The organism is Psychrobacter sp. DAB_AL43B (assembly GCF_900168255.1).
Lineage (GTDB): Bacteria > Pseudomonadota > Gammaproteobacteria > Pseudomonadales > Moraxellaceae > Psychrobacter.
Genome location: NZ_LT799838.1, coordinates 1,655,019 through 1,669,506, shown reverse-complemented (window position 1 = coordinate 1,669,506; position 14,488 = coordinate 1,655,019). Strand labels below are relative to the sequence as shown.

At 41.6% G+C, this 14,488-nt stretch carries 13 protein-coding genes; 5 read left to right on the top strand and 8 right to left on the bottom strand.

What is annotated here, in order from left to right:
* Positions 1 to 52: 52 nt before the first annotated feature.
* Entirely contained in the window at positions 53 to 1,339 is a 1,287-nt protein-coding gene (locus DABAL43B_RS07325; protein WP_079691761.1) for an NRAMP family divalent metal transporter, read from the bottom strand.
* A gap of 307 nt (positions 1,340 to 1,646) precedes the next feature.
* Positions 1,647 to 2,684: a LysR family transcriptional regulator gene (locus DABAL43B_RS07320; RefSeq protein WP_079691760.1), complete on the bottom strand. Its 1,038-nt coding sequence runs from the start codon at positions 2,682 to 2,684 to the stop codon at positions 1,647 to 1,649.
* A 228-nt stretch (positions 2,685 to 2,912) separates the two neighbouring features.
* Here DABAL43B_RS07320 and DABAL43B_RS07315 point away from each other — a divergent pair, with 228 nt between their 5' ends.
* The 3 genes from DABAL43B_RS07315 (at position 2,913) to DABAL43B_RS07305 (ending at position 5,511) form a co-directional block, all read left to right on the top strand.
* A complete protein-coding gene (locus tag DABAL43B_RS07315; protein WP_079691759.1) occupies positions 2,913 to 3,839 on the top strand; it encodes a hypothetical protein in 927 nt (308 codons plus the stop codon).
* 202 nt (positions 3,840 to 4,041) lie between these two features.
* Positions 4,042 to 4,515 (top strand): hypothetical protein, encoded by a 474-nt coding sequence (locus tag DABAL43B_RS07310; RefSeq protein ID WP_079691758.1) that lies wholly within the window; start codon positions 4,042 to 4,044, stop codon positions 4,513 to 4,515.
* A gap of 570 nt (positions 4,516 to 5,085) precedes the next feature.
* On the top strand, positions 5,086 to 5,511 hold the full coding sequence (locus DABAL43B_RS07305) for a hypothetical protein (RefSeq protein ID WP_079691757.1): 426 nt from the start codon (positions 5,086 to 5,088) through the stop codon (positions 5,509 to 5,511).
* A gap of 442 nt (positions 5,512 to 5,953) precedes the next feature.
* Here the strand turns inward: DABAL43B_RS07305 and DABAL43B_RS07300 are convergent, their stop codons facing one another.
* Positions 5,954 to 6,439 carry a hypothetical protein gene (locus DABAL43B_RS07300; RefSeq protein WP_079691756.1) on the bottom strand — a complete coding sequence of 162 codons (486 nt, stop codon included), beginning with the start codon at positions 6,437 to 6,439 and terminating at the stop codon, positions 5,954 to 5,956.
* Positions 6,440 to 6,585: 146 nt separating this feature from the next.
* Between DABAL43B_RS07300 and DABAL43B_RS07295 the strand changes: the two genes are divergently transcribed.
* Complete coding sequence (locus DABAL43B_RS07295) at positions 6,586 to 7,251, top strand: hypothetical protein (protein ID WP_079691755.1); 666 nt, start codon at positions 6,586 to 6,588, stop codon at positions 7,249 to 7,251.
* A 154-nt stretch (positions 7,252 to 7,405) separates the two neighbouring features.
* Here DABAL43B_RS07295 and DABAL43B_RS07290 read toward each other — a convergent pair whose 3' ends face one another.
* Together DABAL43B_RS07290 and DABAL43B_RS07285 are read right to left on the bottom strand one after the other, a co-directional pair.
* Positions 7,406 to 7,861 (bottom strand): hypothetical protein, encoded by a 456-nt coding sequence (locus tag DABAL43B_RS07290; RefSeq protein WP_079691754.1) that lies wholly within the window; start codon positions 7,859 to 7,861, stop codon positions 7,406 to 7,408.
* Positions 7,862 to 7,920: 59 nt separating this feature from the next.
* Positions 7,921 to 8,664 (bottom strand): zinc-dependent peptidase, encoded by a 744-nt coding sequence (locus DABAL43B_RS07285; protein WP_079691753.1) that lies wholly within the window; start codon positions 8,662 to 8,664, stop codon positions 7,921 to 7,923.
* A 104-nt stretch (positions 8,665 to 8,768) separates the two neighbouring features.
* Between DABAL43B_RS07285 and DABAL43B_RS07280 the strand changes: the two genes are divergently transcribed.
* The gene (locus DABAL43B_RS07280; protein WP_079691752.1) at positions 8,769 to 9,851 is read left to right on the top strand and encodes a DUF2855 family protein; all 1,083 of its coding nucleotides are present in this window, start codon (positions 8,769 to 8,771) and stop codon (positions 9,849 to 9,851) included.
* Between the two features lie 150 nt (positions 9,852 to 10,001).
* Here DABAL43B_RS07280 and DABAL43B_RS07275 read toward each other — a convergent pair whose 3' ends face one another.
* The 3 genes from DABAL43B_RS07275 to uvrA all read right to left on the bottom strand — a co-directional run bounded on the left by DABAL43B_RS07275 (position 10,002) and on the right by uvrA (position 14,320).
* Positions 10,002 to 10,640 carry a GDSL-type esterase/lipase family protein gene (locus DABAL43B_RS07275; RefSeq protein ID WP_079691751.1) on the bottom strand — a complete coding sequence of 213 codons (639 nt, stop codon included), beginning with the start codon at positions 10,638 to 10,640 and terminating at the stop codon, positions 10,002 to 10,004.
* Between the two features lie 31 nt (positions 10,641 to 10,671).
* A complete protein-coding gene (gene rhuM / locus DABAL43B_RS07270; protein WP_079691750.1) occupies positions 10,672 to 11,673 on the bottom strand; it encodes a RhuM family protein in 1,002 nt (333 codons plus the stop codon).
* A gap of 85 nt (positions 11,674 to 11,758) precedes the next feature.
* Positions 11,759 to 14,320 carry an excinuclease ABC subunit UvrA gene (gene uvrA / locus DABAL43B_RS07265; protein ID WP_079691749.1) on the bottom strand — a complete coding sequence of 854 codons (2,562 nt, stop codon included), beginning with the start codon at positions 14,318 to 14,320 and terminating at the stop codon, positions 11,759 to 11,761.
* Between the last annotated feature and the right edge of the window lie 168 nt (positions 14,321 to 14,488).

The window sequence follows — 14,488 nt, the reverse complement described above, 5'->3', positions numbered from 1 at the left end:
CTCTATAAATGCTATTGATATATAAGTCTAATAATCTAATGCATGACTGTTTTTAACCAATGATGCCAGCAAGACTGGCTAAGAATAACAATGCAAAGCCGCCTAAGAATATTAAGCCTGCAATTGATAAAGCATTCATGCCTGCAGAAAGTTTTTGATGGCTTTTCACTAACGAGTAGTTTAACCAACCAAAAATAGGCGCGGAAACGAACGCTGATACCATGGCAAACTTCAGCATAGCGCCTAACTGCCCCGCAAAGAAGCTGATAATCACTAGACCGCCACCGATTGCATAAGTCGTCCAAAAGGCGATCTGCTTTTTGTTGATCTCATCTTCACCTTTTAGTAAGCGCCAGCACTCCGCATTGGCACGACCATAGCCGTCCGCACAAGTAATGGTAGTGCCAAACATACACATAAAGGCAACGAAAGCGACCAGCAATCTTGACCACTCACCGATAGTGTTGGTATACATGCTAATGAGCTGATCAATATAAGCACCGCCAGCAATCTGGATTTCTTGCCCTGAGCCGTATTGGACGAAGACACCCAGTGCTAAGAAAAATAATGCCAAAATAGCAGAGATTGAGTAACCAACGTTAAAGTCCAGTAAACCTTGACGCTTGGTCGTATTGTCCGCCTTTCTTTTTGCTGAGGTCCACATAGAAGTAATGGCGGCAAACTCAAGTGGCGCTGGCATCCAGCCCATAAGCGCTACGATGAAACCTAAAGTCGCTAAGTTCCAAGGAGAAGCTGCGACAAAGTCTACTGCCATGACTGTCGGCTTGCCAGCAGCAATGATGACCGCAGCAACGGTCGCCGTAGTCAGCGCAATCATAATCCACTTGGTCACCCCGTCGAGCAGCTTGTAATGACCGGCTATTAAAAACACCCAGCATATCCCTGTTACTATCAATGCCAGTGTAATGGTTGACAATCCAATAGAGGCGGGCAGCATAAAGCCCAATATCACGGCGGCAATAAGGGAGACAGCACCAGTACTAATCACTGCTGACAAGATGGATAGGATGAAGTAAATCCATAGATAGGCTTTAGAGCGCTTGGCGTAGCCGGCAATTAAACTCTCGCCAGTGTCGTAGACGTAATCAGTACCAAAGCGAAAGAAGGGATATTTAAAGACGTTGGCTAGAATAATCATGATGGCTAACTGCCAGCCATATAACGCGCCGGCTTGCGTTGACGAGATTAGATGCGAGCCACCGATAGCAGCGGTTGCCATTAAAATACCGGGACCAAAAATTCGCCAGCTAAAGCCTTCTTGCTGCGGAGCAACGGTATCGTCAGTGGTACTTGGGTTATTGAGTGGTTGTGTGGTCATGAATACCTCGAAATGGTTTAAACGGCAAATTATCACTTACCTGTGTCAGCTTGCCAATGATCGTTAGAGAATGTTTTATACAACGCCTATTTTTTAATGCTAATAATGCTAAGTATAAAACGATTCATCTTGTATCGACTTTAGCACACCGATGCTATTCAGGAGAATGATTATTCTAATTATTATTACTATTAGTTTGCATGCCCATTCTTGATAGTTAGCATAATCAACTATTAATATCAAGAGTTAGGATTGAGTATTTTTTGCGGGTTCTTTATAACATAATACTCATCCAATATCTGATAATTTAAAGCTGTGACACAAATTTTTGCCGCCGGTACGTAATACCACGCTGCTCATATACCTGATAAATGGCGCTCAGTAAGTCAGGAATTTGGGGATGAACAAAATCTTTGAGTGTGTGCAGATAAATAGGGGAGGTCACGTTTTCATGAATGAGACGCTGATAGCTGATTTGCTCTGTACGCACCGTTTTTAGGCTGGCAGGTACTAAGGTAATGCCTTCACCAGCAGCAACCAAGCCTAGCGCCACTTGTAAATCGCTGACTGTCGTGGTCATAAAAGGAGAGATGCCATATTGTGCAAATAAATACAGTAAAGGCTCGGTGACAGGCTCAGTCGATAGCGGCTGGTTGCGTAGCCTGCTAGGCTTATTGTTAATAGGCTTATTGTTAATAGGCTTATTATCAATAGTCTTGTTAGCGATAGGCGTCGCCGTTGTCGAGATAGGCAGGTGGGTTTGGTGATATAAAATCAAGCGGTTATTTGCTAAGTCTATCAAGCGTTGCTCACGGACATTGGCTAGCGGATGCGACTTGGGTAATGCCACGACATAACGCTCATGACGCAATAGTATTTGCTGTATCCACGGGTCTTGATGGGCAAAGCGCCCAAAACCAATATCAATGTCACCAGATTTGAGCGCATCCATTTGCTGATAGGAGCTGATGTCTTTTAGGTTGACCTCAATATCAGGATTGGACTGCTTGAGCATTGCGATGATTTCGGGTAGCAACCCATACAGTATGGATGGCACAAAGCCAATATTTAACACACTACTGGGCGTCGATAGCCGCTGGGTCATACTGATGACAGTATCCATCTCTGTCAGTATGGTGCTAATTTTATCGTAAAAGAACGTACCAGCTTCTGTTAGATGTAGCGGTCTATGATAACGGTCGACCAACATCACGCCCATCTCCGTCTCGAGCTGTTTGAGCAATCGACTCAGGCTAGGCTGTGACAATCCAGTTTTGGCTGTCGCTGCACTAAAACTTCTTAGCTCAGCAACAGCGATAAAAGCATTGAGCTGTTTTAAATCCATATTTTTATGCTCATTTATCTATAATGTCATGGACGCTTATTTAGGATGATGTTTTGGCTATTTTATACAAATAATAGGCTTGAGCATAAAATTATGCTTGAAGCTAAAGAGGCGACCCACTATATTGTTTGTTAACGATAGTGTTACACTTTAGCAAACAAAAAGCCTTTACCCTTAATTCTAGCAGTCATCTGCTTTTCGTGGCATAAACTGGTTTGGTATTACTTCATGAGCGATAAAAAAAATAACCATAACGCTGATTTAGAGGCAAATTTAGCTAAAATTGCTAATACTAAGCCACAAAGGCGCAATCGTAAAGATAATATTTATGAGCGTTTTATCACGCGTGTTGAAAGCGCCGACATCATTGACAGTGCCGACGATGATGACAGTCTTAAAGGGAGCATAGCGGACAAACCTGCTAAGCCGTCTGCATTAAAACCTTTAAAAAATGCCAATAAACTGTCCTCATATGAGCCTTTAAGTGCAGCAGAACTTGAGTTATTTGCCATTCAAGATCAACACAGCTCTACAAGCACAGCAGTCAGCTTGGATTTGTCTGATGCAGAAGATGAGGTAGCTACAAATCGTGTAATAACAACAGATAGTGACAAGCCTTCAATTCAGAAGACTGTTTATATAGCTGACAGCGCTGATTCTGAGCACCTAACCACAGAATCAGCAATTGAAGAGCCTGTAAACAAAAAAACCGTAAAATCAAAAGGTAAGCTGGCAAGTAGTAAGAAGCCACTCTTAATTGGGATGATTTTTGGTTCGTTATTGATTGCTGCTATTGTATTCACGCTTATCTTTACCGGTGTCTTGTCGACTGCAACCGCTCCTGCAGACTCTGATAGCGCAACCCCAGCGCTATCAGAAAATACTACGCCTGTTACCAGCACTCAACAAGGGGCCGCGATAGATGGAAGTAAATCATCTGATTCCACTGTTGCCAATACATCCAACACATCAACGTCAGAACCTCAAACAGCGGTAGCAAACGATGCTAACAAAAATGCTGATAATACTGTAGATGGCACAAACAAGCCAGTTACAGAAACCACCGTTAGCGACGTGAATACTGAGCCTACCATCACATACGATGATTTTAGAGAAGAATCACAAAACACCTTATATCGTGAGACCAACGATTAGTGCTGAATGTATAGGTAGCATATAGACAAGTTTTTAATCTTTAGCAGCAATAAGCAACGATAAAACGGTGCTTTGCGACCGTTTATCTGTCAATTCTATCGCTCATACCAAAAACGGTTGCATAGCCTCAAAAGATTCGTATCATCATATAAAGAAGGCGGTTATATGCCGTTGTTAACATATATTGATTCGGTATTGAACTATGACCTCAGCAACTGAAAGCGTAAAACCATCGAAGGGTAGGTCGCTGAATAACGTAAAGTTCCTCAGCGTGCTCAGTATTTTTTGTGCCTTATTTTTGGCAAGCGTGTTTATATTTGATTATTTTTTCTCAATGAACTCTCAAGTAGCAATGGTCAATAACACTGTGTCCGTTGTTAATGATGGCGTATTTACCAGTCAAATCGAGAAGACAGTAGCAACTAACGCCAAGCGCTTGGAAGCACAAGATGATACAGCAGTTAATGCCGTGGAAATTAGATCTGCTATGAGTGAAAGTGACTTTAGACAAGAAGCGCAGAACATGGTATTCCGTGATTCAGAAGAAAGTAAAGTACGCTCTCGAGAAATACAACGAGAAAATCTAAACTCTCAGGCTGTGAGAATGAACGCAGCCCTCAGTGATGAGAGTTTTAGAATAGAAGCTAAAAAGATTTTATACCGTGAAGGGGATTAATAATCCAAATGAGCAATCTAGAGCCGTAACTAGTAGTACAAGGCATATTCAAAAGAGGTTCACAATTATTTGTGAACCTCTTTTTTTGTCTAAAGTATCTGTAGGGCTTAGTAGTGGTGTTTTATATTCAATAACCGTTCTTCATCTAAGCGAACATACCTTTCGGTAGAGGATATATTTCAGCTTCATCATTGCTTTGAGAAGAACCTATCGTTATTGCTAAATATATCAACTCATATTATCTAAATCTTATGAATGAATTCCTGATTTAACCCCTTTATATTAAAAGGGTTAAATATCCATTGTGTACAGTTGTACTCTTAAGTTAAGATGAGCTGTAATTTTTGGCTAGCCAAGTATGCGTTAGTCATATTTATTACGAACTAATCGGCATGGTTGTCACAGTAACCGCTAAGGGTATGTAAACAACGAATCCACATGCCAATTACAATCACTATTACTACGACTTATTATCAAAAGTAATTGATGATAGTAGCGTCTCTATAATCACTTAACACATCAATCACTTAATACATCCGTAATCCCAATATATACAAAGGAATGTTTACAATGTCAGAAAATACCATCAAAAACAACAAATTAGAAGAATTAGGTGCGATTTTAGAAGAGGAGGTCTTAGAGATTGGTGTTCAAGATGACTATGCAGACAAGATAGCTGTTGAGTATATAGAAAAGCTCGCTAGCGCAAAAAATGATAAAAATAGTGTCTTATATAAATCGTCTAAGGTTAAAGAGCGCTATAGAAAATCAGACCTGCATAAATCTATTAATTACATTATCAATAAGATTGAACCTTTGAGAGTCGCTATTATGCGTGAGAAGCTAGCATTAAAGCAGGCAGTGGCAGAAGGTAACAAGCAGTTGGCAGATGATAGCACTAAAGCAGTTGCTAAAAATAAGTCAGAAAAAAGTAAGCTTGAGCAAAAGCTTAGCGCACTTATGGACAGCGTAAACAAGCTTCAACTTGCCAGCTAATAAAACCAGAAAAACAATAAAGAATATCTAAAGGTGAGTAGCTCTGTATTAGGCTGCTCACTTTTTTGCTTTGTTATGATAATGAATGATTGTAGCGCAGGGCTGGCACGTTGATCATTTATTAAAATAAAGTAGCTAAGGTATAAAAATACAATAGCAAATACTATTAACAAGTCATTGAGGTGATTAACAGACAAGCATAGTTATTGGGCGCCATTATCTATCATGTTATTATCTCTCTATAGAGTTTATTTAACATAATATACATTATGCGAAAACAAACCAACGGTCTTAGAAGTGAGTTCCTCAATAATTATATCTCTAATGATTCATACATCATTCATAATAAGTCTGATTTATTTTTCAGTAATTTTTTAATCTAGGATTTATTACCATTCAAATTATTATTTGAATATCTATGAGATATAATAATTATCGTTGGCTAACGACATGTCTCTAGTAAATACTTTCGTAAAGATGCGCCGTCCTCATCCATTATTACATCTGCCACTTGGCATTTTATTTCTTTATTCATACCATCACAGGACAAATCATAATAAACATTGCTACCTTGCGCCAAACTGACCTTGACCAATCCTTGTTCGGTGATTGAAAACTCCTTTTCTTGCTCGTAATCTGGATCTTGCGAATCCCACAGTACGTCATAACCAACATGACAGGACATTTGCTCTTTATCGAAATAATCTTGCTCAAGTTGCATAGCCGCTTGTAACTCTGAATTAGCATATTGCTGCAATACCACCGGATTATCCATTCCTTGATTACTGATGTCTTGTTCATACATTTTGGCTATAGTTGCAACCTTCATAACCGCATGTGTCTGATACGGCTCTGTGACATCCGCTGTGGCGTTGCTGATGGCGATTACTCCCATTGCTAGCAGTATCAGTGATTTAGGTGTTGGCATCGTTTTCTCTACAGTATTTCATCATATAAGCGTTATGAGCTATTACATCATACCCATATCATGACTCTGCTGTATTATCGTATCATTCAGGTTTAGATGCTTCTTGGTGCTATTTGTTACGGTAATCACTGCGATGAGGATACTTTATGACCATACTATCTACTTTTACAGCGCATTCTTTTAAATTAGCGACTGGCGGCGTTTTGGTGTTCGTACTGGCAGCAACTGGTTGTCAATCTTCTGCGGAATCCAGCGCAAGCGTCCCCAATCAATCAACTGGCAACTCATCGGTACCTGTCGTCTCTGATATCAGCCAGCAAACCCTCAAGCAACAAGCACTGCGTATCCAACGTGCACTCGCTAATAATGACTTTGCTAGAATCACAGACGATATTCACCCAACACGTGGTGTGCGTTTTTCGATGTACGCTTATGTACATTTAGACAAGGATAAAGTCTTTAGCCGTGAGCAATTCGCTCAATACTTGCAGCAACCAAAAATACGCTTCACTTGGGGTGATTTGGATGGTACTGGCGAGCTATTAGTCGTGCCATTAACGACCTATCTAGACACCTGGATTGATGGTAAAAAATACAATGACGCGCGCATCACGGTCAATACCTTTGAATCTAGAGGTAATATGATTAACAACGTCAATGAAGCTTATCCAAAAGCAGATGTGGTTGATTTTTATTATAAGGGCTCTGACGAATACGATGGTATAGACTGGCGTGGTATGCGCTTGGTATTTGAGGACTATCAAGGTAAGCGCTATCTAGTAGGTATCATTAATGACCGATGGACAGTATAGCTGTAAGCAAAAAAATAAAAGTAAACACATGATTTAATAGATATTTTTTATAAAAAAGGGTCGTACATCGTATGTGATGCACTGCCCTTTTTTATTACTTCATGTTTAAAATTTTAAGCTATTAAAAAATTTAGAATTTAGTGGCTAAGATGACTTATAAACTGAGTAAACATTGATGGTTTTTATAAGTCATGTAAAAGGTGGTGGCAGTCCCCTTATCCTCTTTGCTGTTATATATTGGATAATCATATGCTTCTTCAAAAACACCCCTATAACTATCTAATTTAGCCATCCCTTTTGTTGTCAAATCTGCTTTGTTATTTATATTCATTAAATGATAAATATCACTATGATCCACCCCTTTTTGCCTCATTTCCATAACATTGAAAGCAAAAGCTGATTGGGTTGAACAAAAATCTTCATTATTATCAGAGATATTCTGTACCGTATCCAGGGTTGAATCGATATAGAGTCCTAATTCTTGCAACTCTTTAGGATATTGTAAGGGTGCATTGATAGAATTTTTTTGAGTTTGAATTTCAGAGGGAAAGCTTGCTTGTACCGTATGCGTGATTAGCAAAGCACAAATTAAGATAAGCGATTTTTTCATGATAGTTATATTCTCATAAGTAGGTTTTTTCTAATAAATTCTACAAAGATACTTTTTATTCATATCGGCGTCTGCCGAAAAAACTTAACCATAATGTCGTAAATATCAGGATAAGCGTCAACCAGCTTCTGCGGTGTCTCAAAAAACACTTCACTAAGTACCGCAAAAAACTCAGCCGGATTGGTAGTGCCATAGCGATCCAGTCCTGATTTACGATGGGTTTGAAAATCTTCAAAATCCCGCGTCATAATCTCAGTCCATCTATTGGGGTCCATATCAGGTTGTAGCGGCGGAAAACCGTTGGCGCTACCGTTAAGCATATCAAGCTTATGGACAAACTCATGGATGACGACATTGTGACCATCACGCTCGCCTGAATGCTTGGCATCTTTCCATGACAAAATAACAGGTCCACGCAGCCAGGCTTCGCCGCTACGATGTTGGTGACCCTCATGGACGATACCGAACTCATCTACGGTCGTGCTTTCGCTAGTGTAAGAACCAGGATAGATAATAATTGATGACCAGCCAGCGTACCATTCAAGGCTTAAATTTAAGATAGGCAAACAAGCTTGCAAGGCAATCGACTGCCTGACAGCGTTTGTGATTTCAAAGCCTTGCGCACCCGTAATCGTTTTATCATGTAAAAATAGCGTTGCCAGTTCAAACAAACGACTCATCTCTTCCTTGTTCAGCCTATCAAGTATCACAATACGTTCGGCAGCTTGCATCCAATCGCCATTGGTAAATTCGCTGTTGTCCAATATGCGTTGCTCGCGCCAGTCCTTTATTATGTTGAACATTTTATCTCCCTTTAATATCATTAAACCATAACATCATATTACACAGCACTATCATTAACTTTGCTAATTTATCTTTCTAATAGCCAAATTTTGAGGAGATAACGATGCAAGAATTTCAAACTAATAAAGAAGATATAACTCAAAGTCGTTTAATACAAGCACCAATCAATACGGTTAACGATGGCGAAGTCTTAGTTAAGGTCGACCGCTTCGCTTTTACCGCCAACAACATTACCTATGCAGCAATGGGCGATCAATTACAATATTGGCAATTTTTCCCGCCACATGGTGAAGATGCCAAAAAATGGGGCATTATTCCAGTATGGGGTTTTGCTGATGTGATTGAATCAAATAATACCGAGCTGCGAGTCGGCGAACGGCTATTTGGCTATTTTCCGCCAGCCAATGAGTTGGTGATAAAGCCGATGAGGGTGACACCAGCGAGCTTGACGGACGGCAGTGCTCATCGTGCACAGCTGCCCCCTACCTATAATATGTATCAACGAGTAAAGCATGAACCCGGTTATGATCGCGCCAATGACAATCAACGCATGCTGTTGTTTCCATTACATATGGCTTCCTTTTGTTTATATGATCTACTAAAGAGCAATGATTGGTTTGGTGCTGAACAAGTGGTTATTATCAGTGCTTCTAGTAAGACCAGTACGGGCTTGGCCTATGGTTTAGCTGATGATAAAGACGCACCTCATGTCATTGGTCTCACATCAGATCACCATCTGGATTTTGTCAATTCAATTGGTGCCTATGATAGCGCTTTAAGCTATGACAACTTGGAGCAGATTGATGCAAGCAAGCCGACTGTCATTGTAGATATGTCGGCCAATGCTGACTTACTCAGTCAACTGCATATGCATTTAGGTGATAACATGCGCTACACCAGCAATGTGGGCTTAACCCACTGGGATGAATCGCGAAGCGCCGATGGCATTATTAAAGAACGCAGTCATCAATTTTTTGCACCCAGCCATATGCAGCAGCGCATGAAGGAATGGGGCGTTGATGAATTTAATAAACGCTCTACCAGCTATATAATGAAAAGCGCGGCAAAAACTGTTCCTTGGCTTAAGATTAAAGAACTGGATGGTCTCAACAGCCTAGAAGATACTTACCAAGATATATGTGATGGTAAGATTGGCCCAGATGAAGGTTTGGTGGTAGTGATGTAGCTCTAACTTAATGAGTTAAAGCAGTAACGATCAACAATAATGGAGAGAATAGAGAGCTTGGCTAACAGGTTCTCTATTTTTTACTTATCAATAACACCTTTATAAGAGCTTGGTTAATATTTTTGTTGAGAGTATTGCATAGAGCTTTCATCATCTCGCCACACCCTCTTCCTGTAGATAGCTATACAACCCTTCAGCAAAGTTTCGATAGCCAGCATCGTTAGCATGAATTTGGTCAGATTTAAGACTTTCATCAGACAACACCTTTGACCAGCCACTCGTATAAAGCGGTACATCTTCACTCTTGGCGATGTCTTTATAAATAGGATTGTCACTAGCTTTACCAAAAATCGAGCTCGCGCTAAAGTGTGGTTGCGCGATAAGTACGACAGGAATATCTGCTGATTTAAGCTTACTGATAGTCGCGGTGATATTAGCACGAGTCGTTTCAGGCTGAACTCGACGTAACAAGTCGTTACCACCTACCCCCAGCAATACCAAATCAGGGTTTTGACTAATTACTTGATCAGTTCGTGCCAGCACATCAGCTGAGGTATTGCCATTGACACCCTCATTGGCAATACTCCATCGCGTCATTTCAGCTAATACAGCCGGATAAGCGGTCTCAGGGCTTGCCCCATAACCATAAGTAAGCGAATCACCTAGTGCAATAACAGTGCTGTCCGCTGGCAAGACGTTTTGGTTTGGCTCGTCACTACAACCGGTCGTCGCAACCGTAACGGCTAGGACTAAAGAATACAAGCTAAGTCTATTTTTGCTAAATATCATTGTTTAAGCCTATATAGCTGAGCCTTTATTGTTAAACCTCTAATGACAGCATGTTCATGATAAGTTTAATCAAAGTCTCTTTTTGGTTCGGATCGGACTCAGCTACCAATAAGGTTAATGCTGCAAGGCCGGTATTATTAATGACCATGTCGCCTTGGTCATTGAGCAATCGTCCATTACGATGTAAAAAATCTACAAACAAAAAAGCACCGCTGCGTTTATTACCATCCGTAAAGGGATGGTTTTTTACCATAAAGTATAATAAATGCGCCGCCTTGCTCTCGATAGTCGGATAAGCAGGCTCGCCAAAGACTGTTTGCTCTAAATTGCCGAGCACACTAGCCAAACCGTCACCACGAGGCTTGGCAAACAGTTCAGTTGCCTCGCCGCGAGTTATCAGCTGCGATTTTAAATCATTCAATGCTGCCATGGCCTCAGTCGGACTGGATAATACGCCACCGTCCTGCCCCGCTGGATCGTCTAATAATCCTTCATCATAACGTTGTAACCATAAAAAGGTTTGCGTATAACGACTGATAATCTCAATCAAGCCGCGCCCTTCGTCAGTTTTTAGCTCAGGACTTTGCGCGGTTTTTTTGATTAAGTTTAAGGCTTGTTGTAACTCGGCAGAGTTTTTATCAAAGCGCTCTTGATTGAGCGTATAACCTTGCACCAAATATTCACGTAAGCGCTGAGTTGCCCAGCGTCTAAACTGCACGCCTTGAGCTGACTTGATGCGGTAACCCACTGAAATGACCACATCTAAGTCATAGAAGACGACGGGTCGATCAGAATTTGCAATATGCATTTTTTGCATATTGCTTTTTTCAGACACTTCTTCATCGTTTATGGCATTCGCAATATGACGTGAAATTACAGACTGGTCGCGACCAAATATTTCAGTCATTTGTGCTTGAGATAGCCAGACCGTCTCTTGTTCAAAACGTACATCTACTTGTGCTTGACCATCGGCGCTTTGATAGATCTCTATTTTTAAATTTTCAGCATTTACAGAGTTCCCAGTAACTTTCATTTGGGCGTCCTTTGTCTATATGACAATGTGATGTTTTTATCAAGTCTATTATTTACCAACCATTATGCTACTTTAGCAAATAACCCTACACCAATAGAAACGGCGCTGTTCGACTGGCGGTGGATTTTGCGACATCATCAGGTGTACCTTCAGCAACAATCAGCCCGCCCTCCTCGCCAGCCCCTGGCCCAATATCAATAATCCAATCGCTATTACTGGCCACTTGCATATCATGCTCGACCATGATCACCGTGTTACCCGAATTGACGAGTCCATTTAATTGTGTCATCAGCATGGAGACATCAGCAGGATGTAGTCCGGTGGTAGGCTCGTCCAATATATAAAGGGTATCGCCTCGCTGGATACGCTGAAGTTCGGTCGCAAGTTTAATGCGCTGCGCCTCACCGCCTGATAGCTCAGTAGCGGGTTGACCAAGACGTAAATAGCCAAGACCAACTTGCAATAAAGCGTCTAAGGAGCGCAAGATTGACGCCTCGTCCACAAAGAATTCATAAGCCATCTCAACCGTTAAATTCAGTACTTCAGCGATGTTTTTATCTCGATAATGGATGGCGAGCGTGTCATCATCATAGCGTTGACCATGACAAACTTGGCACGGCGCATAGACACTGGGTAAAAATAACAGCTCAACACTGACAAACCCTAATCCCTCACAGTTTGGGCAACGTCCCTTTACCGTATTAAATGAAAAGCGACCAGCATCATAGCCATGCGCTTTTGCTTGTTTAGTTGACGCAAATAATTTACGAACATCATCGAACAGACCTGTATAAGTTGCAAGGTTTGAGCGTGGTGTACGGCCAATGGCTTTTTGATTAATATTAATCAGGCGACTGACCTTGTCCATGCCAGCAACAATTTCGCCACCTGTTACTGTGTCAAACTCTTGTTCCAATAAACCCACTTCATCCGTTGGCGCCTCATTGATGACTTTTTGTCCCAACTGCTCATTTACTAGCTCGACCAAAGCTTGACTGACCAAACTTGATTTACCTGAGCCGGAAACTCCAGTCACACTGGTCATCACGCCTAATGGAAACTCAACGTCTAACCCTTTGACATTGTTTCGTTCGACATTGGCAAGTTTAAGCCAAGCCGTTGGTTGTCTGAGTTCTGATTTTTCTTTAACCATGGTCGTATCGTTAAAAAGATACTGACCGGTATGCGACTGAGCAACGTCACGTAAGCCCTCTACCGGCCCACTATAAACAATCTCACCACCATGCGTGCCAGCTTTTGGCCCAACATCTACCACCCAATCCGCATGCCTAATCACACTTACATCATGCTCGACAACAAATACCGAGTTACCCGCCGCTATTAGCTCATCTAAAGCACCTAGCAATGCTTGAGTGTCGGCAGGATGTAGACCTGCAGATGGCTCATCAAGGACATATACCACACCAAAGAGCTGCGAGCGGATTTGAGTCGCCAATCGCAAACGCTGTAACTCACCAGGAGATAAAGTCGGTGTCGTACGTCCAAGTGATAGGTATCCTAGCCCCAATCTTGTAAGTGCTTCGACGCGGGCAAGAATATCACTGGCAATACGCTGAGCAACGATGGCTTTTTCACGGTTTGGTATGTCATCGGTTGGGATTTTATGGGCAGCCTCTTCTAACTTAAGTGCCAGTTCGGTGAGGGTTAATTGTGATAACTCGCCGATATCCAATCCGGCAAATTTGACTGACAGCGATTCTTTCTTAAGTTTCTTGCCATGGCATTCTGGACACTCCGATATTTGCATAAACTGCGAGACGCGCTTTTTGGTGCGCGGACTTTGGGTATTGGCAAAAGAATGTAAAACGAAGTTTTTGGCGCTGGTAAAGGTGCCCATATAGTTTGGTTTTTCACCTTTTTCAATCGCTTGACGGGTTTGCTCAAGATTGTACTCAGGATAGACAGGCACCGTTGGCGTATCATCGGTAAACAGAATCCAGTCGCGGGTTTTCTTGGGCAGTGTGTTCCAAGGTTTATCGATATCATAACCAAGTGTCGTTAAGATACGGCTTAGGTTTTGACCCTGCCACGCTGGCGGCCAAGAGGCGATAGCACGCTCGCGAATAGTCTTAGTATCATCAGGAACCATTAGTTTTTCGGTTACTTCAAACACGCGGCCGATACCTGAACAAGTTGGACAAGCGCCTTCTGGTGTATTGGGTGAAAACGCATCCGCATATAACATCTCTTGGCCTACTGGATACTCGCCAGCACGTGAATACAGCATGCGCAGACCGTTTGAGATGGTCGTGACGCTACCAACGGATGAGCGCACCGAAGGTGTACCGCGCTGCTGCTGTAGAGCAACTGCTGGCGGCAAGCCTTCTATCGCGTCAACATCCGGCTCATCAACTTGGTCAATAAGTCGTCTTGCATAAGGCGATACGGAGTCAAGATAACGCCGTTGTGATTCAGCAAATAACGTACCAAATGCTAACGATGATTTTCCTGAGCCAGATATACCGGTAAAGACCACCAACGCATTACGCGGTAAATCAACATCCACATTTTTGAGATTATGAACGCGTGCACCCCTTACCTGAATGTGGCTGTGAGAGGTATTATTAATAGCGCTGTTGTTAAAGTTATTATTAAAATGGTTAGGAGTCTTTTCATTATTGGTCATAAAATTACTATTCCTATTAATTTTTATTATGAAGTCTTAAAAAGGTTAACATATCAGGGTTAAATACCTAGGCTAGGTTTACCTATTACTAGCAGAGTTAGACAAAACGATACTTAACATTAAAACTTAATTTCAAAGCTTTTTTTAAAGCGTAGTACTAACTACTAG

Coding starts and splice junctions, on each gene's coding strand:
- DABAL43B_RS07325 (WP_079691761.1), bottom strand. CDS start 1,339: ATGACCACACAACCACTCAATAACCCAAGTACCACTGACGATACCGTT.
- DABAL43B_RS07285 (WP_079691753.1), bottom strand. CDS start 8,664: ATGTTCAACATAATAAAGGACTGGCGCGAGCAACGCATATTGGACAAC.
- DABAL43B_RS07320 (WP_079691760.1), bottom strand. CDS start 2,684: ATGGATTTAAAACAGCTCAATGCTTTTATCGCTGTTGCTGAGCTAAGA.
- DABAL43B_RS07305 (WP_079691757.1), top strand. CDS start 5,086: ATGTCAGAAAATACCATCAAAAACAACAAATTAGAAGAATTAGGTGCG.
- DABAL43B_RS07275 (WP_079691751.1), bottom strand. CDS start 10,640: ATGATATTTAGCAAAAATAGACTTAGCTTGTATTCTTTAGTCCTAGCC.
- DABAL43B_RS07310 (WP_079691758.1), top strand. CDS start 4,042: ATGACCTCAGCAACTGAAAGCGTAAAACCATCGAAGGGTAGGTCGCTG.
- DABAL43B_RS07280 (WP_079691752.1), top strand. CDS start 8,769: ATGCAAGAATTTCAAACTAATAAAGAAGATATAACTCAAAGTCGTTTA.
- DABAL43B_RS07300 (WP_079691756.1), bottom strand. CDS start 6,439: ATGCCAACACCTAAATCACTGATACTGCTAGCAATGGGAGTAATCGCC.
- DABAL43B_RS07315 (WP_079691759.1), top strand. CDS start 2,913: ATGAGCGATAAAAAAAATAACCATAACGCTGATTTAGAGGCAAATTTA.
- uvrA (WP_079691749.1), bottom strand. CDS start 14,320: ATGACCAATAATGAAAAGACTCCTAACCATTTTAATAATAACTTTAAC.
- DABAL43B_RS07290 (WP_079691754.1), bottom strand. CDS start 7,861: ATGAAAAAATCGCTTATCTTAATTTGTGCTTTGCTAATCACGCATACG.
- rhuM (WP_079691750.1), bottom strand. CDS start 11,673: ATGAAAGTTACTGGGAACTCTGTAAATGCTGAAAATTTAAAAATAGAG.
- DABAL43B_RS07295 (WP_079691755.1), top strand. CDS start 6,586: ATGACCATACTATCTACTTTTACAGCGCATTCTTTTAAATTAGCGACT.